This window comes from Micromonospora citrea (assembly GCF_049629545.1).
GTDB lineage: Bacteria > Actinomycetota > Actinomycetes > Mycobacteriales > Micromonosporaceae > Micromonospora > Micromonospora citrea_A.
On the sequence record NZ_JBNADX010000029.1, the window covers coordinates 34,576 to 54,147 of the forward strand.

The 19,572-nt window shown below is 71.3% G+C and carries 24 protein-coding genes and 1 pseudogene; 13 read left to right on the forward strand and 12 right to left on the reverse strand.

Going from position 1 to position 19,572, the window contains the following annotated elements; translation table 11 throughout:
• Positions 1–2: 2 nt before the first annotated feature.
• From ACPFP2_RS25280 to ACPFP2_RS25290, 3 genes are all read left to right on the forward strand, one after another.
• Positions 3–1,433, forward strand: a complete 1,431-nt coding sequence (locus ACPFP2_RS25280) for a PLP-dependent aminotransferase family protein (RefSeq protein WP_424092063.1) — start codon at positions 3–5, stop codon at positions 1,431–1,433.
• A 71-nt stretch (positions 1,434–1,504) separates the two neighbouring features.
• On the forward strand, positions 1,505–1,879 hold the full coding sequence (locus ACPFP2_RS25285) for a DMT family transporter (protein ID WP_424092065.1): 375 nt from the start codon (positions 1,505–1,507) through the stop codon (positions 1,877–1,879).
• Positions 1,876–2,433, forward strand: a complete 558-nt coding sequence (locus ACPFP2_RS25290; protein WP_424092067.1) for a TetR/AcrR family transcriptional regulator — start codon at positions 1,876–1,878, stop codon at positions 2,431–2,433. Before ACPFP2_RS25285 ends, ACPFP2_RS25290 begins: the two co-directional genes overlap by 4 nt.
• Before the next feature lie 178 nt (positions 2,434–2,611).
• Here ACPFP2_RS25290 and ACPFP2_RS25295 read toward each other — a convergent pair whose 3' ends face one another.
• Genes ACPFP2_RS25295 through ACPFP2_RS25305 form a run of 3 tightly spaced genes read right to left on the reverse strand, consistent with a single transcriptional unit; the run spans position 2,612 to position 5,067 of the window.
• Positions 2,612–3,901, reverse strand: a complete 1,290-nt coding sequence (locus ACPFP2_RS25295) for a cellulase-like family protein (protein ID WP_424092068.1) — start codon at positions 3,899–3,901, stop codon at positions 2,612–2,614.
• 27 nt (positions 3,902–3,928) lie between these two features.
• A complete protein-coding gene (locus ACPFP2_RS25300; RefSeq protein WP_424092126.1) occupies positions 3,929–4,714 on the reverse strand; it encodes a glycoside hydrolase family 2 TIM barrel-domain containing protein in 786 nt (261 codons plus the stop codon).
• A complete protein-coding gene (locus tag ACPFP2_RS25305; protein WP_424092070.1) occupies positions 4,609–5,067 on the reverse strand; it encodes an AMP-binding protein in 459 nt (152 codons plus the stop codon). The genes ACPFP2_RS25300 and ACPFP2_RS25305 overlap by 106 nt, the downstream gene beginning before the upstream one ends.
• 97 nt (positions 5,068–5,164) lie before the next feature.
• Between ACPFP2_RS25305 and ACPFP2_RS25310 the strand changes: the two genes are divergently transcribed.
• Positions 5,165–5,551 (forward strand): hypothetical protein, encoded by a 387-nt coding sequence (locus ACPFP2_RS25310; RefSeq protein ID WP_424092072.1) that lies wholly within the window; start codon positions 5,165–5,167, stop codon positions 5,549–5,551.
• A 36-nt stretch (positions 5,552–5,587) separates the two neighbouring features.
• Here ACPFP2_RS25310 and ACPFP2_RS25315 read toward each other — a convergent pair whose 3' ends face one another.
• The 4 genes from ACPFP2_RS25315 to ACPFP2_RS25330 form a co-directional block, all read right to left on the reverse strand.
• Positions 5,588–6,193, reverse strand: coding sequence for a YdeI/OmpD-associated family protein (locus tag ACPFP2_RS25315; RefSeq protein ID WP_424092074.1), 606 nt, complete (start codon positions 6,191–6,193; stop codon positions 5,588–5,590).
• Between the two features lie 103 nt (positions 6,194–6,296).
• Positions 6,297–6,764 carry an SAM-dependent methyltransferase gene (locus ACPFP2_RS25320; RefSeq protein ID WP_424092075.1) on the reverse strand — a complete coding sequence of 156 codons (468 nt, stop codon included), beginning with the start codon at positions 6,762–6,764 and terminating at the stop codon, positions 6,297–6,299.
• Between the two features lie 233 nt (positions 6,765–6,997).
• On the reverse strand, positions 6,998–7,969 hold the full coding sequence (locus ACPFP2_RS25325; protein ID WP_424092077.1) for an ABC transporter permease subunit: 972 nt from the start codon (positions 7,967–7,969) through the stop codon (positions 6,998–7,000).
• Positions 7,966–8,838: an ABC transporter ATP-binding protein gene (locus ACPFP2_RS25330; RefSeq protein WP_424092079.1), complete on the reverse strand. Its 873-nt coding sequence runs from the start codon at positions 8,836–8,838 to the stop codon at positions 7,966–7,968. Before ACPFP2_RS25330 ends, ACPFP2_RS25325 begins: the two co-directional genes overlap by 4 nt.
• 245 nt (positions 8,839–9,083) lie before the next feature.
• Here ACPFP2_RS25330 and ACPFP2_RS25335 point away from each other — a divergent pair, with 245 nt between their 5' ends.
• Together ACPFP2_RS25335 and ACPFP2_RS25340 are read left to right on the forward strand one after the other, a co-directional pair.
• The gene (locus tag ACPFP2_RS25335) at positions 9,084–10,226 is read left to right on the forward strand and encodes a sensor histidine kinase (RefSeq protein WP_424092081.1); all 1,143 of its coding nucleotides are present in this window, start codon (positions 9,084–9,086) and stop codon (positions 10,224–10,226) included.
• Positions 10,223–10,876, forward strand: coding sequence for a response regulator (locus tag ACPFP2_RS25340; protein ID WP_424092082.1), 654 nt, complete (start codon positions 10,223–10,225; stop codon positions 10,874–10,876). The genes ACPFP2_RS25335 and ACPFP2_RS25340 overlap by 4 nt, the downstream gene beginning before the upstream one ends.
• A gap of 19 nt (positions 10,877–10,895) precedes the next feature.
• On the opposite strand, the gene ACPFP2_RS25345 is transcribed toward ACPFP2_RS25340, so the two are convergent.
• Positions 10,896–11,636 carry an SHOCT domain-containing protein gene (locus tag ACPFP2_RS25345; RefSeq protein ID WP_424092084.1) on the reverse strand — a complete coding sequence of 247 codons (741 nt, stop codon included), beginning with the start codon at positions 11,634–11,636 and terminating at the stop codon, positions 10,896–10,898.
• 167 nt (positions 11,637–11,803) lie between these two features.
• Positions 11,804–12,367 carry a PadR family transcriptional regulator gene (locus tag ACPFP2_RS25350; protein WP_424092086.1) on the reverse strand — a complete coding sequence of 188 codons (564 nt, stop codon included), beginning with the start codon at positions 12,365–12,367 and terminating at the stop codon, positions 11,804–11,806.
• Between the two features lie 76 nt (positions 12,368–12,443).
• Here ACPFP2_RS25350 and ACPFP2_RS25355 point away from each other — a divergent pair, with 76 nt between their 5' ends.
• Together ACPFP2_RS25355 and ACPFP2_RS25360 are read left to right on the forward strand one after the other, a co-directional pair.
• Positions 12,444–12,860: a nuclear transport factor 2 family protein gene (locus ACPFP2_RS25355; RefSeq protein ID WP_424092088.1), complete on the forward strand. Its 417-nt coding sequence runs from the start codon at positions 12,444–12,446 to the stop codon at positions 12,858–12,860.
• Between the two features lie 17 nt (positions 12,861–12,877).
• The gene (locus ACPFP2_RS25360) at positions 12,878–13,903 is read left to right on the forward strand and encodes an LLM class F420-dependent oxidoreductase (protein ID WP_424092090.1); all 1,026 of its coding nucleotides are present in this window, start codon (positions 12,878–12,880) and stop codon (positions 13,901–13,903) included.
• 115 nt (positions 13,904–14,018) lie between these two features.
• Here the strand turns inward: ACPFP2_RS25360 and ACPFP2_RS25365 are convergent, their stop codons facing one another.
• Positions 14,019–14,945, reverse strand: a complete 927-nt coding sequence (locus ACPFP2_RS25365) for an SCO6745 family protein (RefSeq protein WP_424092091.1) — start codon at positions 14,943–14,945, stop codon at positions 14,019–14,021.
• A gap of 352 nt (positions 14,946–15,297) precedes the next feature.
• Here ACPFP2_RS25365 and ACPFP2_RS25370 point away from each other — a divergent pair, with 352 nt between their 5' ends.
• Entirely contained in the window at positions 15,298–15,912 is a 615-nt protein-coding gene (locus ACPFP2_RS25370; RefSeq protein ID WP_424092093.1) for an RNA polymerase sigma factor, read from the forward strand.
• Positions 15,905–16,813, forward strand: coding sequence for a CU044_5270 family protein (locus ACPFP2_RS25375; protein ID WP_424092095.1), 909 nt, complete (start codon positions 15,905–15,907; stop codon positions 16,811–16,813). The genes ACPFP2_RS25370 and ACPFP2_RS25375 overlap by 8 nt, the downstream gene beginning before the upstream one ends.
• Positions 16,814–16,924: 111 nt before the next feature.
• On the opposite strand, the pseudogene ACPFP2_RS25380 reads toward ACPFP2_RS25375, so the two are convergent.
• Positions 16,925–17,059: pseudogene (locus tag ACPFP2_RS25380) on the reverse strand (ricin-type beta-trefoil lectin domain protein); the annotation flags it as partial.
• Positions 17,060–17,186: 127 nt separating this feature from the next.
• Positions 17,187–18,119 (reverse strand): LysR family transcriptional regulator, encoded by a 933-nt coding sequence (locus ACPFP2_RS25385; protein ID WP_424092096.1) that lies wholly within the window; start codon positions 18,117–18,119, stop codon positions 17,187–17,189.
• A gap of 120 nt (positions 18,120–18,239) precedes the next feature.
• On the opposite strand from ACPFP2_RS25385, the gene ACPFP2_RS25390 reads away from it, so the two are divergent.
• From ACPFP2_RS25390 to ACPFP2_RS25400, 3 genes are read left to right on the forward strand one after another with little or no spacing between them, the layout of a single operon-like run.
• Complete coding sequence (locus ACPFP2_RS25390) at positions 18,240–18,857, forward strand: flavodoxin family protein (protein ID WP_424092098.1); 618 nt, start codon at positions 18,240–18,242, stop codon at positions 18,855–18,857.
• Positions 18,854–19,279: a nuclear transport factor 2 family protein gene (locus ACPFP2_RS25395; RefSeq protein ID WP_424092100.1), complete on the forward strand. Its 426-nt coding sequence runs from the start codon at positions 18,854–18,856 to the stop codon at positions 19,277–19,279. Before ACPFP2_RS25390 ends, ACPFP2_RS25395 begins: the two co-directional genes overlap by 4 nt.
• Entirely contained in the window at positions 19,267–19,476 is a 210-nt protein-coding gene (locus tag ACPFP2_RS25400) for a tautomerase family protein (protein ID WP_424092102.1), read from the forward strand. The genes ACPFP2_RS25395 and ACPFP2_RS25400 overlap by 13 nt, the downstream gene beginning before the upstream one ends.
• Positions 19,477–19,572: the final 96 nt, after the last annotated feature.

Sequence of the window (19,572 nt, forward strand, 5' to 3'; positions counted from 1 at the left end):
GTATGGGCCGGACCAGGACCAATTCGAGTACGGCGGCGGACCTGCTCATCGATGTCGACCGGTCCGCGGCCGAACCCCTGCACCGGCAGATCGCCGCCTCGATCCGGGGCGGCATCCGGGCCGGCCGGTTGCGTCTCGGGACGTCCCTGCCCCCCACCCGCACCATCGCCGCCGATCTGGGAGTGTCCCGCGGCGTCGTGGTCGAGGCCTACCAGCAACTCGTCGCCGAGGGCTACCTCACCAGCCGGGCGGGCAGCTACACCCGGGTCGCGGTCGAGCCGGTCACGGCGCCGGCCGGTCGCCGCGCCGACGATCGGCCGGCGGCACGGATCGACTTCGGGTACGGCCGCACCGACGTGTCGTCGTTCCCCCGGGCCGCCTGGCTGCGATCGGTGCGGACGGTCCTCACCACCACACCGAACGAACGCTTCGCCTACCTCGACGGGCGTGGCGTACCCGAACTGCACGCCGCCCTGGCCGACTACCTCAACCGCGTCCGCGGCACGTCGGCCCGCCCGGAGAACGTCGTGATCTGCAACGGCTACGGCCAGGGCGTCGCGCTGCTGATCCAGATGCTCGCGGCGCGCGGCGCCCGCCGGCTGGCCGTCGAGGACCCCTCCGCGGACGACGACGCCCGCCCCGTCGCGGCCGCCGCCGGCCTGGACGTGATCGGCGTCCCCGTCGGGTCGGACGGCCTCCTCGTCGAGGAACTGGAACGAACCGACGCGGACGCCATCGTGCTGACGCCCTCGCACCAGTGGCCCACCGGCGGGGTCCTGTCGGCCACCGCACGGGCCCGGGTGATCGAGTGGGCGCAGCATCGTCGCGCCGTGGTGATCGAGGACGACTACGACGCGGAGTACCGCTACGACCGCTCGCCCGTCGGCGCCATGCAGGGGCTGGCGCCCGACACCGTCGTGTACTGCGGCACAGCGAGCAAGACCCTGGCGCCAGGGCTGCGCCTCGGCTGGCTGCTGGCACCGTCACACCTCGTCGACGACATCACGGCGGCCAAGGTGCTGGCCGACCGCGGTTCTCCCGTCATCGACCAACTGACCTTCGCCGACTTCCTCACCCGCGGCGAATTCGACCGGCACCTGCGGCGCATGCGCCCGGTCTACCGCCGCCGCCGCGACGCACTCCTGGCCGCGCTGCGCACACGGCTGCCCGAACTGGAACCGGTCGGTGTCGCGGCGGGCCAACACGTCGTCGCCTGGCTCCCGCACGACCTCGACGAGGCCGCGGTCGTGGCCGCCGCCGCCCGGCACGGGCTGGCCGTGCAAGGCGTCTCCCGCTACCGACTGAGCCCCGCCGGACCCGGCGGGCTGATCTTCGGCTACGCCACCCTCACCGAACGCGCCATCACAGAGGGGGTGCAAGCCCTTGCCGACGCGGTCGCGGAGATCCGATGTGGCTCCGGTCGGCACCGATGATTCTCGCTACCGGTGGTGGTGGAAGGCACCGACCCTCGCCGGATCTCCCTGGACCAGCGGCTCGGCTACCGATGCCGCCGCGACCCACCGGTCCAACAGCCCCACCAACCGCCGACGCAAGGTTCCTACCTGAGTCCAGACGATGTCGTCGCGCGACTGGCGTGTCACCCCTGCTTCGTCAGGGACGACCAGCTCGGGGCTTCACCCGAATCTGGCCGACCCTTGGCCTCGCCGTGGCGTACCTCACCGCGTTCTACCTGCTCTCCCACGCTGTACGAGACATCCCGGTCAGCGTCGCGTACGCGATGTGGTCCGGCCTCGGCACTGCGGCAATCGCCGCGATCGGTGCCGCCTTTCTCGGCGAGCCACTCACTCCCACGAAGCTGGCCGGCATTGCGCTCGTCGTCGGCGGTGTGGTGGTCCTCAACCTGGGCGGTGCCCATTGACCGCTGCACGGCGGCCGGCCCGAGCCCGGGACCCGGAGGGCCGACGCCGAGCCATTGCCGTCGCGGCTGCGCAGGTCATCGCCGAAGTCGGCGTCGGCCGGGCCACGCACCGCGCCGTTGCCGCTCGGGCCGACGTGCCGCTCGGCGCGACGACGTACTACTTCCCTCACCTGGCCGACCTGGTGGCGGCCGGACTCTCGCAGGCCCACACCTTCGGCGAAGCCCTTCTCGCGGAATGGGCTGCCTCTCTGGAAGGGGAGGCGGAGCTGCCCCGGGCGCTCACCCGGCTGGTCACCGACTACGTGGCCGACCGGCCGCGTGCCCTCATGGAGAGCGAGCTGTACCTGGCGGCTGCTCGGGAGCCCGCGTTGCGTGACCTGGCGCGGCGATGGATCGGCGGATTGCAGGATCTCGTCGCAGCGCGGACCGACTCCGACACGGCCTACGCGGTCGTCGCCCTCGTTGACGGAGCAGTAACCCAACACCTGGCCACCGGCTTGCAGATCGACGCGCCCAGGCTCGAAGCGGCCTTCACCCGGCTGTGCCGGCGCTGACACCGGTCGCCGGCGTCGCGCCCGCGCCCGCTCCCAACAAGCCGAGCCCGATGCCGTACATGGACATCCGGTACAGCTGGCCGATAGCCGCTGCCGTCCCCTCCGGCGGACAGGTATGCCGGTGTCACCCCGGCATACCTGTCCCGCCGAGCCAGCCGAAAGGCCGGGCGCAGGTTGGTCAGCTGGACAGGAACCGCTGGTTCCACCGTCGTTGCCACTCGACGTTGCGCCAGCCGGGGTGGTGCGGCGCGGAGTTGGAGCCCAGGACGACCCCCCAGAACCCGTGCGCCATACAGCGTTCCAACGCCTCTTCGGCGATGCCCTGGCCGACCGGACCGTCCTCGAACTCGGCATGCAGCGGGGTGTAGCCGATCCACCCCTCCCCGATCACCGTGGGAACGTGGTGCCGCTGCGCCCAGCGGGCGATGACCGAGAGCCGGTCGTCCAGGGCGTAGGTCATGGCAACCCGATAGTCGCCGTAGTTTTCGTACAGCCACCGGTCCCACCGAGCAGTGTCCACCCAGTCGTAGGTGTAGAACATGCTCGCCGAGACGCCGGTGGCCTCCAGCCGCCACGGGTCGGCCTGTTCCGCGTACTGCTCGAACGGCGGGGCGTCCTCCCGCAACAGGCTACGCAGCTGCGGCCGGGGAAACTCCGGCGGCGCCACCCGTACCCCTGCCCATCGCTCCAGCGCCGCGAGGACGCCATAGACGTAGACATGGAAGTGCGCGACCTGCCCGTTGTCGGGTACGGCACCGATGTCGAGGTCCGGGGGGATGCCGTAGCACGTCGTGGCCATGATGTCGGGGTGCCGCTCGCGCATCAGCGCGACCGCGTCGGCCACGGCCTGCCGCTGCGGCCAGTACGGGTCGGTCTCCCCGCCCGGGAGCCGGTTCAACCGGCTGAGGTCGACCTCGTTGTGCAGTTCGGCGTAGGCGATCCGGTCGGCCAGGCCGGCGTCCTTGACGAACTGCACCAGGTCGGCCATCGCCCGGGCGATGGTGACGTGTCGCTGCTCCGGTTCGATGGCCATCAGCGCGTCGTACCACTGCCGTCCCTGCAGGAAGGCGGGGCTCTGCTGGTATTCCCAGGACGACAGGATCACGTGGCAGTCGTGTCGACGGGCCGCCTCGAAGAGCTCCCGCAGCCGGCGCCGGCCGTCGAGGACGGCGCCGCCGGCCACGTCGTACCAGCGGGTCCGTCGACCCACCCCGCCACCCATGGTGGTGAACCGCAGCGCCGAGGTGTCGATGTCGTGGTCACCGAAGATCAGGTACGGCATCGCGCAGATCCGCACCGTGTTGTATCCCCGCTCGACCGCCTCGGCGAAGGCGGCGTCGAGGTCGTGGAAGGGCTCACCCTCGGTGGTCTGGGTGTACCAGGTGAAGTCCCAGAGGGTGATGGTCAGCCGCGGCGGCAGGTGCGCCGGAACTCCGACGGGATGGGAGGGTGTCACGATCGTCGCCATGCCTTTCTTACCAGGGAGGGTGTGCGGTCAGCGGGGCAGCTTCGCGACGGAGAAGGCGTCGTAGACCAGCCGACGGGTACGCGAGTCGAAGCCGACCAGTCCCATCGTGGAGAGGCCGTTGTACTCCTCGTTGTACCCGAGTCGCTGCTTGTAGTCCTTGAGCACCCAGAAGGTGTAGCCGGCCACGAACTCGGGGCGGGCCGTCACCTGCGCCCAGTGGGCCTGGAAGCTGGCCGCCTGCCAGTCCTCGGTGCCCTGCTCGGTGTTCGACCCCCGGTTGCCCAGGAAGGACCAGGTGCCGTTCTCGGTGATGAGGATGGGCTTGTTCGGGTGGTTGGCGTGCACCGCGTCGAGTGTCGGGCCCAGGTCGGCGTCCTTGCCGTAGAAGTAACCGAAGTACTCGTTGAAGCCGATCACATCGGCGAGGTCGAACGCGGGATCCCAACTCGAACTCGACGCCCAGGTCACCGGCCGGTCCTGCAGGTCCACCGACTTGACCGCGTCCTTCATGTCCTTGATCCAGGCCCGGTAGACCGGCGCGCCCCCACCGTCGATCTCCGACTCGTTCTGCAGGCCCCAGAGGATCACCGACGGGTTGTTGTGCTGGTTCCAGGCCATCATGGTGGCGAGCGCCCGGGACAGCCCGTAGCTGCGGGTCTGGATGTCCTCCTGGGCCTTGTTCATCCACATGTTGTCGATGTCGTCCATCACGAGCACGCCGTTGCGGTCCGCCCACTGGTAGACGTACGGGTGGCGGTTGTAGACCGAGTTGCGCAGCAGGTTCGCAGGCCGCCGTCGAGCATCAGCTGCCAGCCGGACGGGGTCGCCTGGACGTGGGTGATGCCCCGGTCGGCGACCAGCCGGGCGATCTGCTGACCATCGCGGGCGACCTCAGGTGGCGCGATCACCACCGTGCCACCGCTGATGAGCGGCAGGTACAGCTCCAGGGCGGCGATGTCGAAGGTCAGTGCGGTGAGGGCGAGCCAGCGGTGCCCGGGACCCGAGCCGAGCCGGTCGCGGAAGTCCTGCAACAGGTTGACCAGCGAGCGGTGCTCCACCTGCACACCCTTGGGCTGGCCGGTGGACCCGGAGGTGTACAGCACGTAGGCGCGCATCTTCGCCCGCTCGGCCACCGACCCGACCCGGCCCGCGCCGAACGTCGTCATCGACAAGTTCACCCAGCCGTTCAACACCTCGAACGCGCACTACACCTACCTCGCCCGCCTCGACCCGGCCAGCGGACGTCACCTCGCCGGGCAGGTGGTGATCAGCCGGATCGACAGCAAGGGCGACAAGGGCAACACCATCAAGCCGTACGCGATCACCGCCGACGAGTCGGGGCGCGTCTACGCCGGTGGGGTGTCGGCGTACCAGATCGCCGACCGGTCCCGGATCACCCTCGGTGGCCGCCGCCTCGCCCCGTACGCCGGTGGCGACGCGTGGGTGCTGGTCCTCTCGGCGGACCTGAAACGGCGTACCTCCTGGGTGGTCTTCACCGACGGCGGCTCCGGCGCGGTCCGCGGCGTGGCCGCCTCGTCGGGGGTGGCCGCCGTCGTGGCGAAGGTCGACAAGGGACCGTTCCACCGCACGCGGGCCGTGCAGTCCGACGCGGGCGGCGGCTACCTCGCCGCCTGGCCCGGCTCGTCCTGAACCACCGCCGGGTCGACCCTCTCCCACATGGCGCCGTCACGGCAGTGTCGGCGGCTTGACCTTCTGCGGGTAGAACGTCTCGTGGCGGGCCAGCATCGCGACGAACTCGCCGATCTTCCGCTCGCGCGTCTCCGCCCGCTTGACGGCATTGAGCCGGTGGATGAGAGCGAACCGGTTGGCCTTGGTGAGGACGTCGAACATGGCCTTTGCGGCCGCGTCGGCGGCGATGGCGGCGAGCAGGTCGGCCGGTACCTCCGCCTCCGAGGACGGGGCGTAGGCCGCCGCCCACCGCCCGTCCGCCTTCGCAGCCTCCACCGCCGCGCGGCCGGAGGGCATCATCAGCCCCTGCGCCTCCAGCCGGGCCACGTTGTCGACGTTGCGTTGCGACCAGGAGCTGCGGGGCCTGCGCGGCGTGAACCGGATCCAGGAGCTCTCCTGATCCCGTTTACGGGCCTGCCCGTCGATCCAGCCGAAGCACAGGGCCTCGTCGACCGCCTGCTGCCAGGTCAACGTCGTGACCGTGCCGCCCTTCCTGGTCAGGGCGAGCCAGACCCCGGGCGACGTGGCGTGGTGGACCGACAACCACGCGCGCAGCGCCTCGGCGTCCGCGACGATCAACTCATCCAGCTCGGCACTCCCCATGACGGCAGGCTATCGCCGGGCGGTGACAGAAACCTCTGCCCCTCGTGCCCGCCACCACCCCGACGGACGCCCCGCGCCACACAGTGTCGAGCCCGAACCCCGATCACGGGCGGAAGTACTCCGACATCATGCCGCTGACCCATTCCGGCTGCTTGACGTCCACCGGCAGGAACTCCACCATCGTCGGCTTCAGGTCGATGACCGGGGTGCCCGACACCGCATCGAGGCCCACCACCGTCAACTCCCGGCCGTGCACGGATTCGATGGCGCAGCTCGTCACCCCGATGCGGTTCGGCCTGCGGGGACCGCGACCGGCGAAGATGCCAACGGGCGGGAGGTCCGACCGGCCACGGTAGGGGTGGAGTTCGCGGTAGTCACCGTGCTCCGGGAACTGGTCGAAGACGAAGAGCACCTCCACGTGGGAGAAGCCCTCCAGGCCCTGCAGGCACGCCTCGCCGAAGCGCTCGTCGACGACGATCGTGCTGCGGACGGCGCCCCAGTTGTCCGTGTGCTGGACATCGGTCCGGTCGTTGCGAACCGTACCGATCGGGGTGATCTCGAAGCTCAGCATGGTCGGACACCTTTCGGGCTGGGGGTTTTGTTCCAGGTCTCCTGTCGGCCAGAGGATCGTGGCTGACCCAACATGAGCACGGCCACCATGTTGATCATCGAGGGTGTGTGAGGATAACCGAAGATCGGGTGTTCAGCGTCACCGCCAATGGCCCCGTCGGTCGGGCAGCGGTCCGCTCGCGCCGCGAGCCGCCCGACCTCGCCGTGACACCGGCGACGTTCGTGGTCAGGGCACTAGGTGACCCGGCGCTGGACGACCCACAGACCCACCACCGCGATCAGTGCGCCGAGACCGAGACAGATCGCCAGCTCGATCCACTGGAACGGCCAGAAACGCTGGTTGGGCTGGTAGGCGATGTCGACGTGCAGATCCAGCTCGCCGAGGCACACCGCGGTGTCCCCGAACCTGCCGGTGGCACCGGTCGTCGGCGCCTCATCGAGGCACCGGTCGAAGGCGGCGTCGGACAGTTGCCGACCGTCCGCCGTCCGGAGCCTGCTGGTCGCCGTCACCCAGGAGTTCGGTACCTCCACTCCCCCGATGACCGGCCCGCCGGTGATGCTGCCCAGCGCCCGGGCCTGGTTGATGGCGTCGGCGCTCATCGGCACCGTGACCCGCTCGGCGGGCAGGTAGTGCGGTCGGAGCAGGTTCGGCACGGCGAACTGCACCGCGATCACCGCCAGGAACACCAACGCCATCGCCGGCAGGGTTCGGCGTACCGACAGCCCGATGACAGCGCCGAGGACGAGAGCGAAGACGGCGTACCCGATGGGCGCGACACCTCGCGCGCCGAACAGGATCGCGCTGAACCGGTCGCCGGCCACCTGGTCGACGGGGTCCGCCGCCCAGGTCAGCAGCGCGCTGAGCGTACCCGCGACGGCCACGGCGGCGAGGCCGAGCACCGTCAGCTTGACCGCGAGCCACCGGCGGCGGGTCACGCTCTGGTTCCACGCCAGTCGGTGGGTACCGGCCTCCAGTTCCCGGGCCACGAGCGGCGCGCCCCAGAACGCACCGATGAGCGCGGGCACCAGACCGAAACCGGCGGCGAGGAACAGCATGCTCTGCCCGTACCGGCTCGGGAGTTGGGTGGCGTCGCGCACCGCCCGGATCTCCCCGCCCAGCCGGAACAGGTAGACGGCGGCCAGCGCCAACAGGATCGCTGCGACGAGCCCTTGGACACGGAACTGCCGCAGGCTCATCCGGATCATCGCGCCACCGCCGCGGACGCGTTCGGCCGGGCACCGGTGCTCGCGGCCCGCGACATGTGGGCGAGGACCACCTCCTCCAGCGTGACCGGCTCGGCGTGGCTTGCCCGTACCGACGCGTCACCGCGCACCACGGCCCGGCCGTGCTCGGCCCAGACGACCTCGGCCCCGGCCGTCGCGCCCGGATGGTCGGCGATGCGGTGATGCGAGGCGAGCAGGTCCGGCACCGGGCCGGCGAGCTGGACGCGCCCGCCGCACAGGACGACGAGGTGGTCACAGACCTGCTCGACATCGCTCAACAGGTGCGAGGAGAGCACGGCGCTGGCGCCCAGCTCACCGACGAACTCCACCAGGCTGTGCAGGAAACCCCTGCGGGCCAGCGGATCCAACGCGGCGGCGGGCTCGTCGAAGATGAGCAGCTCGGGTCGCTTCGCGGCGGCGATGGTCATCGCGAGTTGTGCTCGCTGGCCGCCGGACAGCCGGCCCGCCTTCTGCGCCAGGTCGAGGCCGACCTCGCCGATCCGGCGGGTGGCCAGCGCCGGGTCCCAGGACGGGTTCAGCCAGGAACCCATCCTCAGGTGGTCGGCGACGCTCAACGAGGCGTACACCGGAGTGTCCTGCGCGACGAAGCCGACCCGGGCCAGGTGCGCCGCGTCGGCTGCCGGTGTCGACCCGAGGACCGACAGCATGCCCGAGGTCGGCCGGATCAGGCCGCAGGCCAGTTGCAGCAGCGTGGACTTGCCGGCGCCGTTCGGGCCGACCAGCCCGACGATGTGCCCTCGCGGGATCTGCAGGTCGCAGTCGGTCAGCGCGGTACGACGACCGTACCGCTTGGTCAGCCGCTCGGCGTGCAGGAGCAGTGGTGTGTGCATGTGCTCATCCTGCGGAGGGTCGGCAGCGCCGGGCATCGGTCCGAAGCAGGGGCGGGTACGCCCCGCGACCGTACTTTCGGCCGGTTCGCGTCGGACGGTGATTGCCTAGCGTCCTCGGCATGAACGCGACGCAGCGGACCGCGACGAACGCCGTGCTGGGCCTGGTCGGCGGTCACCTGGCTGGCCGCCGTGGCGCTCGGGATCACCCTGCGTGCGCTCGGGCACGGACCCGTACGGTGAACCGGGTGAGCGTCGGGGACCGGCTGTCGGGGGTCGTCGCCACGGCGGGACTCGCCATGGCCTTCGTCGCCGCGATCGTCGTCCAGGCCGTGGCGATCGGGCAGACGTGGGGCGCCCGGTACTGGCTCGCCGGCGGGACGGCCGCCGTCGTGGTGTGCCTGCTGGCGCTGGTACGGCACCGGCAGCGGACCTGGACGGCGGTCGCCGGTTTCGGGATCGCCGCACTGGCCGTCGTCGCGGCCCGGGTGTTCCACCTTCCGACCGAACCAGGGCCGGCCATGGCGCTCGCGCTGGCCGTTCTCGTCGGGTCGGCGGTGCGCGCGCTACCTCCCGTACCGGCTGCTGCGCTCGCCGCCGGCGGGCTCACGGTGGTCGGCGTCGCGTTCCTCGCCGTCCGGGCGCAGCCCGCCGGCCCCTCGGGCGTCCTGGGGATGAACGTCGTGGCCTGGCTCGGCGCGGTCACGGTCGGGCTCGCGCTGCGGCGGCAGGACGACCGGGCGGCCACCGTCGCCGAGAAGATTCGCCAGGAGGAGCGGCTGGAGTTGGCGCGTGAGCTGCACGACGTGGTGGCCCACCACATCACCGGCATGCTCATCCAGGCGCAGGCCGCCCATCTCGTCGCCCGCAGGGACCCGCGTCAGGTCACCGAGTCCCTGGCCGGCATCGAGGCCGCAGGCGCCGAAGCGCTGCGCGCGATGCGCCGCGTGGTCGGGCTGCTGCGCGACACCGGGGACGCGCCACCCGCGTCGGCCGGGCCGGAGCAGCTCGGCGTCCTCGTCGAACGCTTCAACCGGCAGGGCCCCACGGTGCGCCTGCGGGTACCCGACGACAGCGGGACATGGCCGCCGGAGGTGACCAGCACCGTGTACCGGATCGTCCGTGAGGCCCTGACGAACGTGACCCGTCACGCGCGGCACGCACACGGGGTCACCGTCACCATCGACCAGACCCCCTCCGCCGTCACCGTCGACGTGACCGACGACGCGGCACCGACGGCCGCCCGCGCCGCCCACCGCGGCGGCTACGGTCTCATCGGCATGCGCGAACGCGTCGAGACCCTCGGCGGTACGCTCCTCGCCGGCCCCCGCCCGGGTCGCGGCTGGTCGGTCCGGGCCACCCTGCCCATCGAGGACGGCCAGTCGCGATGACGATCCGTGTCCTGCTCGCCGACGACCAGGCGATGATCCGCAGCGGCCTGAAGCTCATCCTCGATGACCAGCCCGACATCGCCGTCGTCGCCGAAGCGGCCGACGGCGTCGACGCGATCGCCGAGGCCCGCCGGCTGCGCCCCGACGTCTGCCTGGTGGACATCCGGATGCCCCGGCTCGACGGCATCGAGGTGACCCGGGCGCTCGCCGGGCCCGGCGTACCCCACCCGATGCGGGTCATCGTGGTCACCACGTTCGACCTCGACGAGTACGTCTACGGCGCGCTGCGCGGCGGCGCGGCCGGCTTCCTCCTCAAGGACGCCGGCCCGGCCCTGCTCGTCGAGGCGGTCCGCGCCGCCCACAACGGCGACGCGCTGGTGTCCCCGTCCGTCACCGTGCGGCTGCTGCGCCACCTCACCGCACCGACCAGAGGCGCTGACCGGAAGCTGCCGTACCTGTCGCCCCGCGAGATCGAGGTGGTACGGGAGATCGCCCGCGGTCGCACCAACCTGGAGATCGGCGCCGAACTGTTCATCTCCCTCAGCACCGTCAAGAGCCACGTGTCGACCATCCAGACGAAGATCGGCCTGCGCAATCGCGTCGAGATCGCCGCCTGGGCCTGGGAGAACCGGATCGTCGACACCGCCTGACGGCGGCCGGGCGCCGACGTCACCGCTCGGGTGAGTCGACCCGCCCACCGCGCAGGACGCTGCGCTTGCCGGCCTCGAACTCCGCCGTGCTCAGGGCGCCGGAGGCCCGCTGGTCGGCCAGTTGCCGGATCCGGGCGACGCGGTCGACCGCCGGCTCCCGCCGGCCGTTCGGCTCGGAGCGGGCCAGGTCGACCTTGAGCGCGTCGAACTCCTCGCGGGTGAGCGCTCCGGTGCTGCGCAGATCGTTCAAGGCCTTGAACCGTGACCAGGGGTCACGCGCGGCACCCGTGGGAGCGCCTCGACGTCGCGGGCCGCCGGGGCGGGTGCCGTCCTTCGTCCGTCGCTGCCGTACGAGTTGCACGATCCCGACGATCCCGACGACCAGGCCCATCGGAATGAAAATTGCGGCCACGATGGACGCCCCGAGCCTCGCGTCCGGTGGCATCGACGGCTGGGTGAGCACCTTGACCAGCATGGCGGTGCCGCCGCCGGCGAAGCCGGCTGTCCACAGAACCTGCCCGGCGCCCGGTGCGGAGAAGTTCTGCCTGCTCACGATGATGCCGAGAATCCACATGAGCGCACCGGCCATCGCCAGCCAGAACCAGGCCCCCGTGCCCTCGGGGCAGGGACGGGCGATGGCGTACGAACCACCCGACGCGCAACTGCCGATGTCGAGCACGCGATTGAGCCCGATGCCCAGCAGCACGATGCCGGTCACGCCGATCACCAGGCTCGCGATCTCACGTGCGGCGATCTTCATCCACGCTCCCAGAGACGATCGTGGCCGCGCCGTTCGCGAGCCTCGCCAAGGGTGGCATCACGGTGCAAGGGGTCCTGTCCGGAAGCCGACCGCGCGGCGTCCGACATGCGCGGAGGCCACCTGGCGCGTAGCGCACTGTTCCGTGCCGATGCCCCTGGGTGGCGGGGTCAGCCCGGCAGCGGCGCCCGGGCGCGCAGCAGCGCCGCGACCTGCTCGCACCACTCGCGGTTCTCCTGCTCGAACCGCCGGCCCCGCAGACACGTCAGGTACGGCCCGATCCGGTCGCTCCGGCGCAGGTACGTCTCCTCGTCCTGGTCGCCGCGCAGCCGCTGCAACATCTGGTCGAAGATCTTCACCTTCGCCGCCGCGGTGACCGCGCGTTCCTCGAGCTGGACGATGACCGGGCCCGGGTCCAGCCGGTCGACGGCCTGGACCATGACGAGCAGGTCCTCACGGATGGACGACGGCTTCGACGGCGTCGCCGTGAACGCGGCCAGCTCCGCGAGGCCGGCGTCGGTGACCGTGAACAGGCGCTTGTTGGGCCGATCCCGCTGGATGACCTGCCGGCCGACGATCAGCCCCTCGCGCTCCAGTTTGGCCAGCTCGGCGTAGAGCTGTTGGGGGACCGCGTACCAGAAGTTCGACAGTGACACATCGAAGATCTTGGCCAGCTGGTATCCGCTGAACTCGCCGTCGAGCAGTGCCGCCAGCACGGCGTGGCGCAGCGCCATCGGCCACACCTCCGCTTCCCTCGTCGCATAGTCAGTGATATGACTACTCCTATCGTTGACTATAGAGGGGGCGGTCGTGACGACAGTCGAGCGGTTCCGTGCCGCCGTCGAGGACGGGGACCTCGCCGCGTTCGACGGGCTGTTCAGCCCGGACGTACGCTTCTTCAGCCCGGTGAAGTTCACGCCTTTCGAGGGGGCGCAGGCCGTCCACGCCCTCCTCGCCGTGCTCCTGCGCACGTTCGAGGATTTCCGCTACGTCGGTCAGCTGGCCGGCGACGTCGAACTCGACACGGCGGGCCGGCCGGTCGAGTCGCACATCCTCATCTTCCGCGCGACCGTGCGGGGCAAGCAGATCCACGGCCTCGACCTGCTCCAGCTCGACGACAACGGCCTGATCCAGGAGTTCACGGTCATGGTCCGCCCGCTGTCCGCCGTCACCACGTTGAGCGAGGCGGTCGTCGCCGGCCTCCGCGCAGACGGCATCGCCCCGTGACACCGAAAGGTCGTGCGATGAAACTCGGATACACCACCGGCTACTGGTCCTCCGGCCCGCCCGCCGGCGTCGTGGAGGCCATCGCCGAGGCCGACCGACTCGGCTTCGACTCGGTCTGGGCCGCCGAGGCGTACGGGTCGGACTGCCTGACCCCGCTCGCCTGGTGGGGCGCCAGCACCTCCCGCGTGCGGCTGGGCACCAACATCATGCAGATGTCGGCCCGCACACCGACCGCCGCCGCGATGGCGGCGCTCACCCTCGACCACCTCTCCGGCGGCCGGTTCATCCTCGGGCTCGGCGCCTCCGGCCCGCAGGTCGTGGAGGGCTGGTACGGCCAGCCGTACCCTCGGCCATTGGCCCGCACCCGGGAGTACATCGACATCGTCCGCGCGGTCCTCGCCCGCACCGGCCCGGTCCAGTACGACGGCGACTTCTACCAACTTCCGTACCGCGGCGGCACCGGCCTGGGCAAGCCGCTGAAGTCCACCGTCCACCCGCTGCGCACCGACATCCCGATCTTCCTCGCCGCCGAAGGGCCGAAGAACGTGGCGCTGGCCGCCGAGGTCGCCGACGGCTGGCTTCCCCTGTTCTTCTCCCCCAAGGCGGACGGCTTCTACCGGGCCGCGCTGGCCGAGGGCTTCGCCCGACCCGGCGCCCGTCGCACTGCGGATGAGTTCGAGATCGCCGCCACGGTGCCGATCGTCATCGACGACGACGTGGAGCGGGCGGCCGATAGGATCCGCCCCTTCGTCGCGCTGTACGTCGGCGGCATGGGTGCCAAGTCGACGAACTTCCACCGCGACGTCATCGCCCGTCTCGGGTACGAGCGGGAGTGCGACGCCATCACCGAGGCGTATCTGGCGGGCGACAAGCAGGAGGCCGTCGCCGCGGTGCCGACCGCGCTGGTGCAGGACATCGCGCTGATCGGGCCGGCCGCGAAGATCAAGGACGAGCTGCAGCGGTGGCGCGAGACCGTGATCACCACCCTGCTGGTGTCGGGCAGCCCACGGCAGCTGCGCCAGATCGCCGAGCTGATCCACTGACGGCCAGCATCCCCACACGACAACAGCACGGCCGGATCGCCGCCGGATCCTCGCGACCGGCGTCGACCCGCACCACCAGGCGGGCAGGTGCCTCGACCAGCGCGGTCGACCTGGCTCACGTCGCGCGGGGCGTCGCCCGGTCGGCACGTGCGGGCACGGCGTTGTCGACGTTGAGCAGTCCGGCGTCGACCACGGCCCGGCTCATCGGCCGGGTCAACTCGGCGAGGCGGGCGCACCCGTCGGCGCCGAGCACCAGGTACGCGGACGTGGCGAGGCGGTCGGTGGCTGCCTCGATCCACGCGCGTTGCGCCCGTCCGCGATCGGTCAGGGTCGGCTCGTCGCCCTCGATCAACCCGCGCCCGCGCAGCCGCTCGACCGCGTCGGCCCACTGCTCGCCGCTCCAGCCCCGGGTGCGGCGCAGGAAGCGAACCGGCACCTCGCCGGACGCGGCGTGCAGCACCAGCGCCTCCAGTCCGGTCAGCTCCGCCAGCACCAGGGCGGCCACGTGCCCGTCGCCGCGAAACTCCCGCAGCACCGTCTGGGCCTGCCACAGGATCAGGTGCGGCTGGTCCGGCCAGGGCAGCGCGGCGTGGGCGGCGAACAGTGGCCGCCCGTCGGGGTGGGCGGCGGCGGACTCGGCGGCGCGACGGAGCAGTTCGGCGGCCTCGACCATCTCCGGGCCGTGCACCGCGTCACCGAGGGCGCGGGTGAGGGCCGCATCGGCGGCCTCCAGCCGGGCGGCCAGCACGGCCGCCGGCGTCACCCGCTCCCAGGCGGCCGGCAGTACCCGGGCGACCAGGTCCGGGTTGAAGTTGAAGAAGGTGGCCACCACCGGGCCCGGTCCGACCGGCCCCAGGGCAGCCGCCCGGGAGGCGAAGTAGCCGGCCGGCTCCGGGATGCCGAGTGCGGCGTACCGCTCGTGCGCCTCCGGCACGAAATAGATCATCGCGTGCAGGGGCTCGGCCACCCGCCAGGCCCGGCGCACCACGGCCGGATCGAGCGAAGCCGGCTGCTGCCATCGGGAGTCCGCCAGGTCCGTCATGTCACTGCCTTCCGCCGAGTACGTTACCGACCGGTAGGTTTCCATGTCGGCGGCGGCTTGTCACCCATCGGTTCGCCCCGCCTCGCCTTACGCTCGGTCCGGTCGGGTCCGACAGGCGCCCCCGGCCCGGTCGTATGGATCCGCGAACATCTCACCCCGCCGCATTCGACTGGATCTGCCGTGCTGCCTACCGCCGGCCGTCGCCCCACGGGCGGACGCTCTCGGCAGTGACAGTCGGCGGACGTACACCTGCCGACCGGGTCTCCCCCGGGCACCAGCGCCGGCCCGTGAACCGTCCTGCTCCGGCCTACGGATAACAGGTGACGATTTCCTGCTCTGCGAAAGGTCGTACATGCATCGCTCGAGACGAGTCGAGGCCGTCGACGTCGGAACACTCACCGACGCGGCGGTCATCGAACGGTCCCTGCGGGCCCCCGAGAGCTTCGCGGTGATCTTCGACCGGCACGCGCCGTACATTCATCGCTACCTGGCGAGGCGGCTCGGTGCCGGGATCGCCGACGACCTGGTCGCCGAGACGTTCCTGGCGGCGTTCCGCCGTCGGGAACGCTTCGACACCGCCCACCCGGATGCCCGGCCCTGGCTGTACGGGATCGCCACCAACCTCGTCGGCCAGCACCGGCGCGAGGAGGAACGCGAATACCGGCTGCGGCAGACGTACATCCCCGCGCTGAACGAGGCGTCGCACGCCGACCGGGTCAGCACCGTGGTCACCGCGCAGTCGCTACGCCACGTGCTGTTCGACGCCCTGGCCAGGCTCTCCACCGGCGATCGCGACGTACTGCTGCTGATCGCCTGGGAGGAACTGACCTACGACGAGGCCGCCGGCGCACTGGCGATTCCGGTCGGCACCGTGCGATCACGACTGCACCGCGCCCGCAAGCTGCTGCGCGAGGCGCTCGGCAGCGATCCCATCAACATGATCGAGGAGATGTCGCGCAATGGATGACATGCAACTGCTCCGGCAGATCGGCGCGGAGACCCCGCCGGCAACCCCCGAACTGTTGTCCTCGGCCCGCAACCGGCTGATGGCCGCGACAGCCCCTGCGTCCCCCGCTCCCACCAGGATCCGACGCTCGTCCCGACGGAACTGGCGGCTCGTGCTCGGTGGGGTGGCGGCGGCGGGTGCCGCCGCCGCGGTCACCTCGGTAGTCGTGCTCGCCCCCAATCAGTTCGGCGGTGACGCCCCGGCCGCCAGGGCCGACGCCACCCAGGTGCTGCGCAACGCGGCGACGGCGGCGCTCCAGGTGCCCGACGTCACCCCCCGGCCCGACCAGTTCATCTACCGTCGCATCCAGGACGGCCCGTCGACCCACGAGAGCTGGCTGTCGGTCGACGGAACCCGCGACGGCCTGGTACGGGAATCCTCCGCCGGCAAGCGCACGGAAACGCCCGTTCCGGGCTGCCGGAACGGACGGGCCGCCGTGGTGAAGGGCGATCAGGTGGTGAAGAGCCAGACCGAGCCGTGCACTCCGGAACCGGCGTACCGCGCCGACATGCCCACCGACGCGACTGCCATGCGGGCCTACCTGGCCGAACACGGCAGCGGCGAACCCGGTTCGCCGAACGCCGCCGGCAAGGACGTGCTCTACCTCGCCGAGCGCTACCTGCGGCCGGCGTCGCGGGCCGCCCTGTACGAGGCCGCGGCAACGGCGCCGGGTCTGCGCGCCGTCGAGAACGTCACGGACGGCACGGGCCGGTCCGGCGTCGGCATCGCCTGGCCGTCGACCAGGGGTGAGGGAGACATCGTCCTGGTCTTCGACGCGGAGACCCACGCCTTCCTCGGCACCTCGGGAGCCTCGTCCGTGCTGAACCTCGCCGTCGTCGACGAGGCCGGTCAGACCGACTGACCTCCGTACCACGCGGGCGGGGCGCCCCAGCGCGGCCCGCCCGCCGGCACGTGTCCGCAGAGGGCCCTGGACACCCCCGGTGCCCCCAGAGCTGGAGCAGGCGTTGTCCGGATTCCAGCCGGCGATGTCCACGCACTTGTTCGCCTGCGGGTTGACCAGGGCACCCGCCGTGGTGAGCACGAACTGCTGGGCCGGATTGCCGGAGCACGTGGCGATCCGGATGGCGGCGCCGTTGGGGGTGGAACCGCAGCACCGTGCCGTCGGAGCGGATGATGACCGAGCGGGCGAAGGCCGGCTGCCATTCGGTCGACGCCAGGTGCCTCACTGCGAGTTCCACATGGCGTCGGGCCCGTCGTGTCGACATCAGCGAGGATCAAGGCTTGGCCTCGGCCGCCGGCACCAGGATCGGTGGCCCGGTGAGGGTCGTCCGCAGCAGGTCGGCGAAGGCGTCGACCTGCTCACGACGCGGAGCGTGCCGGGTCGCGCAGTACCAGGTGCGGCGCTGGCCCGGGTCGTCGACGCGTACCGTGACGATCGGGTGCGTCCGCAGGAACGGGGCCACGGTCCAGGACGGCAGGACCGATACCGCGCCGGTGGAGACGACCGTCTCGATCAGCAGTTCCGTGACGGTGGGGACGGTGGAGAGCCGCCCCGGCCGGGCACCGGGCGGGACGGGCAGCGCAACGGCCGGCACCCGAGCCGGGTCGTACGCGTCGTAGAGGACGAGATGGACGTCGGCGAAGTCCTCGGCGCGGACCAGGGCGCGAGCGGACCACTCGTGATCCGTGCCGACGACGGCGACGAGCTCGTCGTCGAAGAGACGTTCCAGGCGGACCTGACTCATCCGGGGATCCAGCTTGCTGACGATGGCCACGTCCAGGTCACCGGCGAGCAACGCGGGGATGACCTCGCTGTCGTTGGCGCGGTCGATCAGCACCTCCACGCCCGGCATGCGGTCGCGGAACGCGCGCAGCACCGGCGGCAGCCACTGGTAGTTGCCGGCACACTGCGACGCCAGCCGCACCGGTTGCCGACGGCCACGGCTCGCCTCGCGGACGTCGTGGGTCGCCGCGCGCACCTCCCACAGGACGGTGCGAGCCGCGCGGAGCATCCGTTCTCCGGCCTGGTTGGCCACCAGGCGGCGGCCACGGCGCTCGAAGAGCGGACTGCCGAGCCGCTCCTCCAGCCGGATCAGTCGCTGGCTGAGAGCGGGCTGACTGAGGAACAGGTGGGCGGCGGCGGCGGTCAGCGTGGCGTGCTGATCGAGAGCCTCCAGGAGCTCCAGATCCCGCAGGTCGACATCCATAAGCTGATCTTATCCATGGCATGACTACATCGTCTTGGACTGATACCTGGCGCGGTCCTAGCGTGAAGAAGATCCCGGATGCAGCCGAGACGGTCCGGACGACCAGCAAGGGGAACAGCGGTGAAGAACGTCGCGATCATCTATCACAGCGGATACGGCCACACCCGGGTGCAGGCGGAAGCCGTACGCGACGGCGCACGCTCGGTGCCCGGAGTGCACGTCGACCTGATCGCCGTCGAGGAGCACGCCGACAACTGGGAGGTGCTCGACGCGGCCGACGCCATCATCTTCGGGACGCCGACCTACATGGCCGGGGCGTCCGCAGCGTTCAAGGCGTTCCTGGACGCCTCCTCCGACCGCTGGGCCCAGCAGCAGTGGCAGGACAAGCTGGCCGCCGGGTTCACCAACTCCGCCGGCGCGAACGGCGACAAGCTGGCGACCCTGCAGCAGTTGGCCCTGTTCGCAATGCAGCACGGCATGGTGTGGGTCGGGCTGGGCCTGCTGCCGGGCAACACCACCAGCAGCGGCTCCGCGGAGGAACTCAACCGGCTGGCGGGCTTCCTCGGCGCGATGGCGCAGTCCCTCACCGACCTGGGGCCGGAGGCTGCTCCCACCACGTCGGACCGGCGTACCGCGGAGCACCTGGGGCGTCGGGTCGCCCGCATCGCGCTCGGCTGGCAGGGGCCCACCGCGCACAGCGACACGGGTGTCGAGGCGACGCAGGCGGTACCGGCATGAGCGCCACACTCACCGAACCGGACCCGATGACCCGCGCCGCGATCGAGCGAACCCTGGCCTGCTACTTCGACGGCCTGCACCACAGCGACACCGGCCTGCTGGCTCAGGTCTTCCACCCGGGCGCGGTGTACGCGACCGCGACCAACGGCACCCTCACCCGACTCACCATGGACGAGTACTTCCCCGTCGTCGACGCCCGCCCCTCCCCCGCGTCCCGCGGCGAGCAGCGTCACGACAGCGTCGTGTCGGTCCACCTGGCCGGCCCGGTGACCGCCATCGCCGTCGTCACCTGCGCCATCGGCCCCAAGCACTTCACCGACCTGCTCAGCCTGATCCGATTGGACGATCACTGGCAGATCATCAGCAAGGTCTTCCACTACGACCTCGAGACGACCGAGGAGCCGACACCGTGCCCTACGTGAACATCCGCGTCACCGACGAGGGCGTGACGGCCGACGAGAAGACCACGCTGATCGCCGGGGTCACCGGGTTGCTGCAACGGGTGCTCGGCAAGGACCCGGCCACCACGCACGTCGTCATCGACGAGGTGCCGCTGGCCAACTGGGGCGTCGGCGGCCTACCGGCCGAGGAGTACCGGCGACGCCGACGACAGGACTGACCGTGCCACCGCCGCCCGGCGACCCGCACTGTCGCGGGTCGCCGGGATGCGGCGTCCACCGGGGCGCTCGCGTCGGTGGCCTGTCGCCTGCTCACC

What these genes read in the sequence shown, in the direction of transcription:
- ACPFP2_RS25280 (WP_424092063.1), top strand. Translation starts at nt 3, where the DNA reads ATGGGCCGGACCAGGACCAATTCGAGTACGGCGGCGGACCTGCTCATC.
- ACPFP2_RS25285 (WP_424092065.1), top strand. Translation starts at nt 1,505, where the DNA reads ATGCCGCCGCGACCCACCGGTCCAACAGCCCCACCAACCGCCGACGCA.
- ACPFP2_RS25295 (WP_424092068.1), bottom strand. Translation starts at nt 3,901, where the DNA reads ATGGCGACGATCGTGACACCCTCCCATCCCGTCGGAGTTCCGGCGCAC.
- ACPFP2_RS25305 (WP_424092070.1), bottom strand. Translation starts at nt 5,067, where the DNA reads ATGACGACGTTCGGCGCGGGCCGGGTCGGGTCGGTGGCCGAGCGGGCG.
- ACPFP2_RS25315 (WP_424092074.1), bottom strand. Translation starts at nt 6,193, where the DNA reads ATGGGGAGTGCCGAGCTGGATGAGTTGATCGTCGCGGACGCCGAGGCG.
- ACPFP2_RS25320 (WP_424092075.1), bottom strand. Translation starts at nt 6,764, where the DNA reads ATGCTGAGCTTCGAGATCACCCCGATCGGTACGGTTCGCAACGACCGG.
- ACPFP2_RS25325 (WP_424092077.1), bottom strand. Translation starts at nt 7,969, where the DNA reads ATGATCCGGATGAGCCTGCGGCAGTTCCGTGTCCAAGGGCTCGTCGCA.
- ACPFP2_RS25330 (WP_424092079.1), bottom strand. Translation starts at nt 8,838, where the DNA reads ATGCACACACCACTGCTCCTGCACGCCGAGCGGCTGACCAAGCGGTAC.
- ACPFP2_RS25340 (WP_424092082.1), top strand. Translation starts at nt 10,223, where the DNA reads ATGACGATCCGTGTCCTGCTCGCCGACGACCAGGCGATGATCCGCAGC.
- ACPFP2_RS25345 (WP_424092084.1), bottom strand. Translation starts at nt 11,636, where the DNA reads ATGAAGATCGCCGCACGTGAGATCGCGAGCCTGGTGATCGGCGTGACC.
- ACPFP2_RS25350 (WP_424092086.1), bottom strand. Translation starts at nt 12,367, where the DNA reads ATGGCGCTGCGCCACGCCGTGCTGGCGGCACTGCTCGACGGCGAGTTC.
- ACPFP2_RS25360 (WP_424092090.1), top strand. Translation starts at nt 12,878, where the DNA reads ATGAAACTCGGATACACCACCGGCTACTGGTCCTCCGGCCCGCCCGCC.
- ACPFP2_RS25365 (WP_424092091.1), bottom strand. Translation starts at nt 14,945, where the DNA reads ATGACGGACCTGGCGGACTCCCGATGGCAGCAGCCGGCTTCGCTCGAT.
- ACPFP2_RS25370 (WP_424092093.1), top strand. Translation starts at nt 15,298, where the DNA reads ATGCATCGCTCGAGACGAGTCGAGGCCGTCGACGTCGGAACACTCACC.
- ACPFP2_RS25375 (WP_424092095.1), top strand. Translation starts at nt 15,905, where the DNA reads ATGGATGACATGCAACTGCTCCGGCAGATCGGCGCGGAGACCCCGCCG.
- ACPFP2_RS25385 (WP_424092096.1), bottom strand. Translation starts at nt 18,119, where the DNA reads ATGGATGTCGACCTGCGGGATCTGGAGCTCCTGGAGGCTCTCGATCAG.
- ACPFP2_RS25395 (WP_424092100.1), top strand. Translation starts at nt 18,854, where the DNA reads ATGAGCGCCACACTCACCGAACCGGACCCGATGACCCGCGCCGCGATC.